This is a genomic window from Spirosoma jeollabukense, assembly GCF_054777855.1.
The window spans coordinates 21012-27011 of record NZ_BAAHAD010000020.1; the positions used below are offsets into that span (position 1 = coordinate 21012).

Here is a 6000-nt window from a genome sequence, read left to right on the forward strand (position 1 = left end):
ACTGGGGGATGACTCCTGGTTGTCGTACGGATTGGACATTGCCATCAGAACCAACTCGATTCGATCATTAATTTTAATGGAATTTTAAGGCCGCTCCCTCGTTTATGATTGTTCCTGCACCGGTCAAATAGTACATTCGTTCTATTAATCAGGCGTTTACGGGTTAGTTTCTTTCCTCACTGCGTATGCCCATAAAGCTACTCCATCGGCCCCTTGTGGCGTTACTCCTTGTGCTGAGTGGTTGGCTGTTGACAGCTCTAGCTCATTGCGGTTGGGCACAAACCATCAATACGTTTGCGGGCAAAGAAAGCGAAAATGTGCCCGCTACCACGGCCCATTTGGCCTTTCCTAACAGGGTAACCGTGGATGGCAGCGGCAACTTGTATATTGCCGATACGGATAATAACCGCATCCGCAAGGTGAGTCCTTTGGGCCTTATCACCACGGTAGCGGGTACGGGTATTCAGGGGTATACGGGAGATGGTGGCCCGGCCACCGCTGCCCAGTTAAATACCCCTGTTGGCCTGGCCCTTGATGGAAGTGGCAATCTCTACGTAACCGATACGTATAATCACCGCATTCGAAAGATCAATCCAGCGGGCATGATCGCAACGGTGGCGGGCACGGGTATCCTAGGCTTTAGTGGGGATGGGGGTGAGGCTACCTCCGCCCGATTGTTTTCCCCCTATGGGGTAGCCGTTGATGGGAGTGGCAATCTCTACATTGCCTATACGGGAAATCATTGCATCCGCCAGGTCAATCCCGCGGGCACGATCGCTACGGTGGTGGGCACGGGTATCCAGGGCTTTAGTGGGGATGGGGACTGGCCAGAAATGCGAAGTTAAATACCCCTGTTGGCCTGGCGGTCGATGGCAGTGGTAATCTCTACCTTGCCGATCAGAATAATCATCGCATTCGCCAGGTCAATCCCGCGGGCACGATCGCTACAGTGGCGGGCACGGGCAGCCCAGGCTATAATGGCGATGGCATAGCCGCTACCTCCGCCCAATTGTATTTCCCGTCTGGTGTCACGGTGGATGGCATCGGGAATCGCTACATTGCTGATCAGAGTAACAACCGCATTCGCAAAGTAAATACGTCCGGTATCATGACGACCGTGGCCGGCAATGGCATGAGTGGCTTTAGTGGGGATGGCAGCTCAGCCACCGCGGCTCAACTGAATAATCCGACGAGTGTGGCGGTGGATGGGGGGGGCATCTCTACCTGGCTGATTATACTAACCATCGCATCCGAGTCATTACCTGCGTATCGCTCTACACCCTTAAGGCGGGCAGTTGGTCCGATGGAAGTGTCTGGTCGTGTGGGCGCGTTCCGTCCGTGAGCGATGAGATACTGCTTCGGCACGCCGTTACACTACCCGCCAGCTACGAAGGCCAGGCGTTACGGCTGCTTTACAGCGGGTCGGGTGGGCTGTTACTAAACGGAAGCAGCCGTCTGAAGCTGGGCATTAACTGATCGATGGCTAGTGTGGCTGGCTGATTTTCACTTAATCCTTCCCTTTTTTGGCTCTTCGCTTAGGGTGAATTGGTTTTGAAACGATTGGATAAGCTATTGATGATTTAGATTCACTGATTTATCTAGTCTTTCTGCCAAAAGGGCAATAAATCTCTTAAAATGCTCCTTCCTGAATCCTTTAAAGAGAGCCAGTATAAGTTAGTTTCTTTACCCTATTATTCACTGGCTCATTACAAAGGGTCCAGGACAGATTGTCCTGATCCCATAAAAGTGAGCCAGTGAAAAGTAGAGTAAAAAACTTAAATTTCACTGGCTCACTTTTATGGGATCAGGACACCTTTTCAACCAGGTAACTAATTTCTTTGTCTACTGCTTAATCACTTTCCAGGAAGCCGACCGGCCGTCCTGGGTTTCAATACGCAGAATATACTGACCTGTCGCTAATCCGTTTATAGTCCATTCTTCCCGGCGTGATCGATTGGTTACCGGCACTTTTTGTAGAATTTCTCGGCCCTGCCTATCGTACAACTGAAGCCTTGATAACGGAGCAACACCCGTCTTCAGTTCAATCGTAAGCTGATTGACTGCCGGGTTGGGGTAGACTGAAATACCATCAGCCGATAACGGTTCGTTAGCGAGAATTAAGGCACTAACCACCAACGAATTTTTAACGGTTCCTACCGCGCAATGGGCATCGCTTAATCCTGTAATAGATACACTATAGTTTGTAGGCTGGGTAGCTTTCAGTACATAGGTATACAGTGAAGCGGTGGTTTGAATAATCTGACTATCCCAGCGGGTAAATCGCCAGGGAGCCAGCCCCGTCAGCGCGACTGACACATAGGCGCTATCGCCAGGTGGAAAGGCCAGTTTATTGCTACTCAACTCGGCGGTAGGTTGCGCGGATACACTAATCTGTACCGAGTCGCGGGTGCGAACAGCCGGTTGCGTTGTTTCCAAATACAGAACGTAGCGGCCAGGCAGTACCGTGTTTGGTATTACTACCGATACGTCGGAACCTCGGGCGGTGGCCGGAATAGCCGTTGTTTGTGTACCCGATTTTAGAATCACTGAAAATCGATTGGTGGTCTCTATTTTCCCCTGCAACCCATAGCTAGCCGTCAGTGAATCACCCTGACAGTACGCATTCTTGTTAGTCCGGGCAAGGGTTAGTTTTGGCAGTACCGTCACGATCAGACTTGTATCGGCCCCGGAGCAGCCACCCACCGAGCAACGACTTCGATACGTTGTCGTCGCTTCGGGTTTAACTACCAGTTGGTTTGTCCCCCGAATGAGCCGGTTATTGACCGTTTCGCTTGCACTGGTCCAGGACCACAGTACGTCTGAACACCCACTAGCTTGCAGCGTTACACTCTCTCCCACCTCAATCGTGCGCTGGAGAGCCGATAATTTAGGGGCGACCAGTCCAGCACAGGGTAAAAAACGAGCGAGTTGAAATTCGCCCGCAAACCAAATGTTTCCGGTATTGTCAACAACCATGTTGGTTTGGGAGGAAGCGAAAAATACGTCGGTTAGTTTTGTCCAGGTACTACCATCGAATTTATAGAGGCTATGCTGGCTGTTATCGTCGAGCACGTATACGTTGCCAGCCTGATCGCTGGTCAGTTTTATTGCCTTCGTAAACGGAACTGCAGGACTCTTGAAATTTGTCCAGGTCTGATTATCGAATTTTGCCAGTGACGCATAGGTTGACCAGCTGTTGTACTGGGTTACCCATACGTTACCGGCGGCATCAAGTTCCAGATCCCGAAAATACGGTTCCAGTTGTGGCGTATTCGTGGCGGTAAAGGTCTGAATGCTTCGATCGGCTGTACTTAGCCGGATCAGTTCATTAATGTTGGTCACTGGATTCAACACGATCAGCCAGATAAATCCAGGGCGGGTCACCTTATCAAGAATATATTGGTCTGAAGGAAAATTATAAAAAGCGGTTAGCTGACCCGCTTTTTGCTCGTAAATACCATTGCTGGTGAAGAACCAGCCAGGATCAGCACTAAAGCTTGAGGGAAAGTTACCATTCAGGGCAAAACTCGTTCGTTCCATCAACTCGCCTGTTTGGTCAACAAGTTTCCCAATCTGATTAACGGGCGGAGATGAACCGGGACTGCTGGGAAAAGCCGAAAGTTGATTCGTAACCCAAAGATTCTCCGAAGCATCCTTGCTGATCAGGGTGCCAATATTGCCAATCTTACCTTTGGTCGAAGAAAAGTCGTAGATACGTAGTGTTACGTCATCTTGGTCAATACGGGCGGGCCCATTCCGGGTCACTGTCCAAACCGCTTTTTGCGTCGGTATGACTTCCTGAATACTCTCTCCCTGCGGCCAGCCAGCATGCGTGCCACTATTAACGAATGTCCACTGGGGTGAGGGTGATCCACTAACCGTTCGGAATTGCTTTACGGAACGGCTTACCATCTCAACTTGATTTTGTGTGGAATCGATCACCGTTTCCTCAAATTTCAGGTAATACTGTGTGTTGGGCGTTAGTTTATCCAGTATTCCATTAAAGGCCAAGCCATTTCGAAAGGTCTGCGTCCGGACAGGTTTGGCAAAAAGCGAGTCTGTTGCCAGCGTTAGCTGAACAGTTGTCCGGTAAGACTGAGTGTAGAAATAATAGGGAAATGTGAGTGGGACGCGATTTGCATCGTCGAAACCGACATGAAGTACATCTACTATGTTAATTGTAATGCGTCTCAGAGACGACCAGGGCCCTTTTTTTCCATTTACCACGGCCCTAACACGCCACCAGAATATTCCTCCTAGGGTGGTATTGACTATGAACACCGGTTGGGACTCAGTAGCCGTGTAAGCTGGGTAGTCGAATAGATCGTCGGAAAATATATCGGAGCCTGATGCTAGCTGAAGCTCGTAACTGGTTGCATTGGTTACTGACTCTACCTGAAAACGCTTGTCCCAATTCAGAAAAAATTGATTGCTGGCTGGCCACAGCAGTTTTGGGGCCGCTATACCATCAATGCCGTTGGTTTGAAGCCGACAGGTATTTGACCAGGGGGAAATGCCAAACGAATTCGTCGTCCGGGCCCGCACGTAGTAGCTTTGCCCTAACCGTAGTTTGTCGAGCAGATAGCCGTTAACGGGAGTTGCACTACGAACAACAAGCTTGGTGAACGATTCGTCTTCGGCTACTTCCAGGTCATATCCCTCCGCCAAGGCAACACCATCCCAATAAAGAAATGGAGTGCCGGAGAGCGTTAGCTGGGCGGGAAATGTGGGAGAAGCTACCGGCACGGCTAACTTAGCCAAGTTTTTAGTCGCATGGTCAGTGATTAGCGCCTGGCAGAGCGGGTGAAAACGTATGGATGGACTTCCATACCCGCAATAACTCATAATGGTGCCCCTGATATTTTGAAGTGATCCGGTATAACAATCTCCTTCACTGGGAGAACAGTAATCAATAGGTCCGCCGGGCCAGGAGCAATTATGGGTATGGGGCGAACCAAATGTATGGCCTAACTCATGGGTAATTGTGTTGGTATATAGTATGGACACGGCAGTGGTACCTCCAATCTCACCGATTCCCGAAGCACCAGTAACCGGTTTGGAAACTAAGTAGAGTCGTTTATCGTACGATGGATACTTAAATTGATTATTCCAGGCATTATAAAAAATACTAAACAACGTATACATACTCGATTCGCCCCGATACGGGTCTGGTTCTGTATCTTTCCAGATGTGGATGGCTACCACAACGAGCTGCGTATTGGTTTCGCGCTCGAAAACTTTAGAAACCGTATCGATCTTCTGAAGTACGTAACTCCGGATACGATTGGTATCTTTCTCAAACTTAAGATAAGTATCGGAATCAATCTCGATCGCTAAGCGGCATGTGTTGCGTTCACCAGCGGCTTTACGAGCTTGCTGATTAGCAATTAATCGAGGCAATTGACCCATTAAGCGCAGGGTGCTATCGGGCAAACGACTGTCATCAACGCCACAGGAAAGAGGCTTCTGAGCCAATGACGTAGTAAATAAGAAAAGTAAGTAGCTTAAGAGGAAAAGGTTTTTCATAATTAGTTATTCGTGTCCGTAATTTAAACAAAGAAATAGGGGGTTTGCTGCATACCTAGTACAAACGTTTCATCTATTTGATATGAGATTTAATGAGCCGACTATCATCCGCTTGGGTGAAATAAGTTTATTTTAACGGTTTGCTTCAGGTGATTCAAGGAACTCTAAGACAATAATCAACATAGTGTTTTACCCTTAATTGGGAAAGTATAAATCTAAATTTATAAATTTTATAATTTGTATTTTTCATAGTAATCGTTCAGAAAAGGCAACGATTTCAGACGTAAATGATGACGGACCTAATCGATCAGTCATTTATAGGCAATACCCCCTTTCTAAAGAGCCTAGTAGTATCCTTCTTTTTGTTAGCCTTACATCCTGATAATTCTGTACCTTCAATAGCAACAACCTGCTTTCTAGATCGACAATAGATTTCTCACCCTCATGGCAAGGACGTGAGATACATACTACTAT

At 48.2% G+C, this 6000-nt stretch carries 4 protein-coding genes; 3 read left to right on the forward strand and 1 reads right to left on the reverse strand.

The window, feature by feature from the left end; translation table 11 throughout:
* Positions 1-185 precede the first annotated feature (185 nt).
* From ACYVEA_RS33270 to ACYVEA_RS33280, 3 genes are all read left to right on the forward strand, one after another.
* Positions 186-845 carry an NHL domain-containing protein gene (locus ACYVEA_RS33270; protein WP_461117692.1) on the forward strand — a complete coding sequence of 220 codons (660 nt, stop codon included), beginning with the start codon at positions 186-188 and terminating at the stop codon, positions 843-845.
* A 104-nt stretch (positions 846-949) separates the two neighbouring features.
* The gene (locus ACYVEA_RS33275; RefSeq protein WP_461117693.1) at positions 950-1342 is read left to right on the forward strand and encodes an NHL domain-containing protein; all 393 of its coding nucleotides are present in this window, start codon (positions 950-952) and stop codon (positions 1340-1342) included.
* On the forward strand, positions 1339-1476 hold the full coding sequence (locus tag ACYVEA_RS33280; protein WP_461117694.1) for a hypothetical protein: 138 nt from the start codon (positions 1339-1341) through the stop codon (positions 1474-1476). Before ACYVEA_RS33275 ends, ACYVEA_RS33280 begins: the two co-directional genes overlap by 4 nt.
* A 366-nt stretch (positions 1477-1842) precedes the next feature.
* On the opposite strand, the gene ACYVEA_RS33285 is transcribed toward ACYVEA_RS33280, so the two are convergent.
* Positions 1843-5526, reverse strand: a complete 3684-nt coding sequence (locus ACYVEA_RS33285) for a M12 family metallo-peptidase (RefSeq protein ID WP_461117695.1) — start codon at positions 5524-5526, stop codon at positions 1843-1845.
* Positions 5527-6000: the final 474 nt, after the last annotated feature.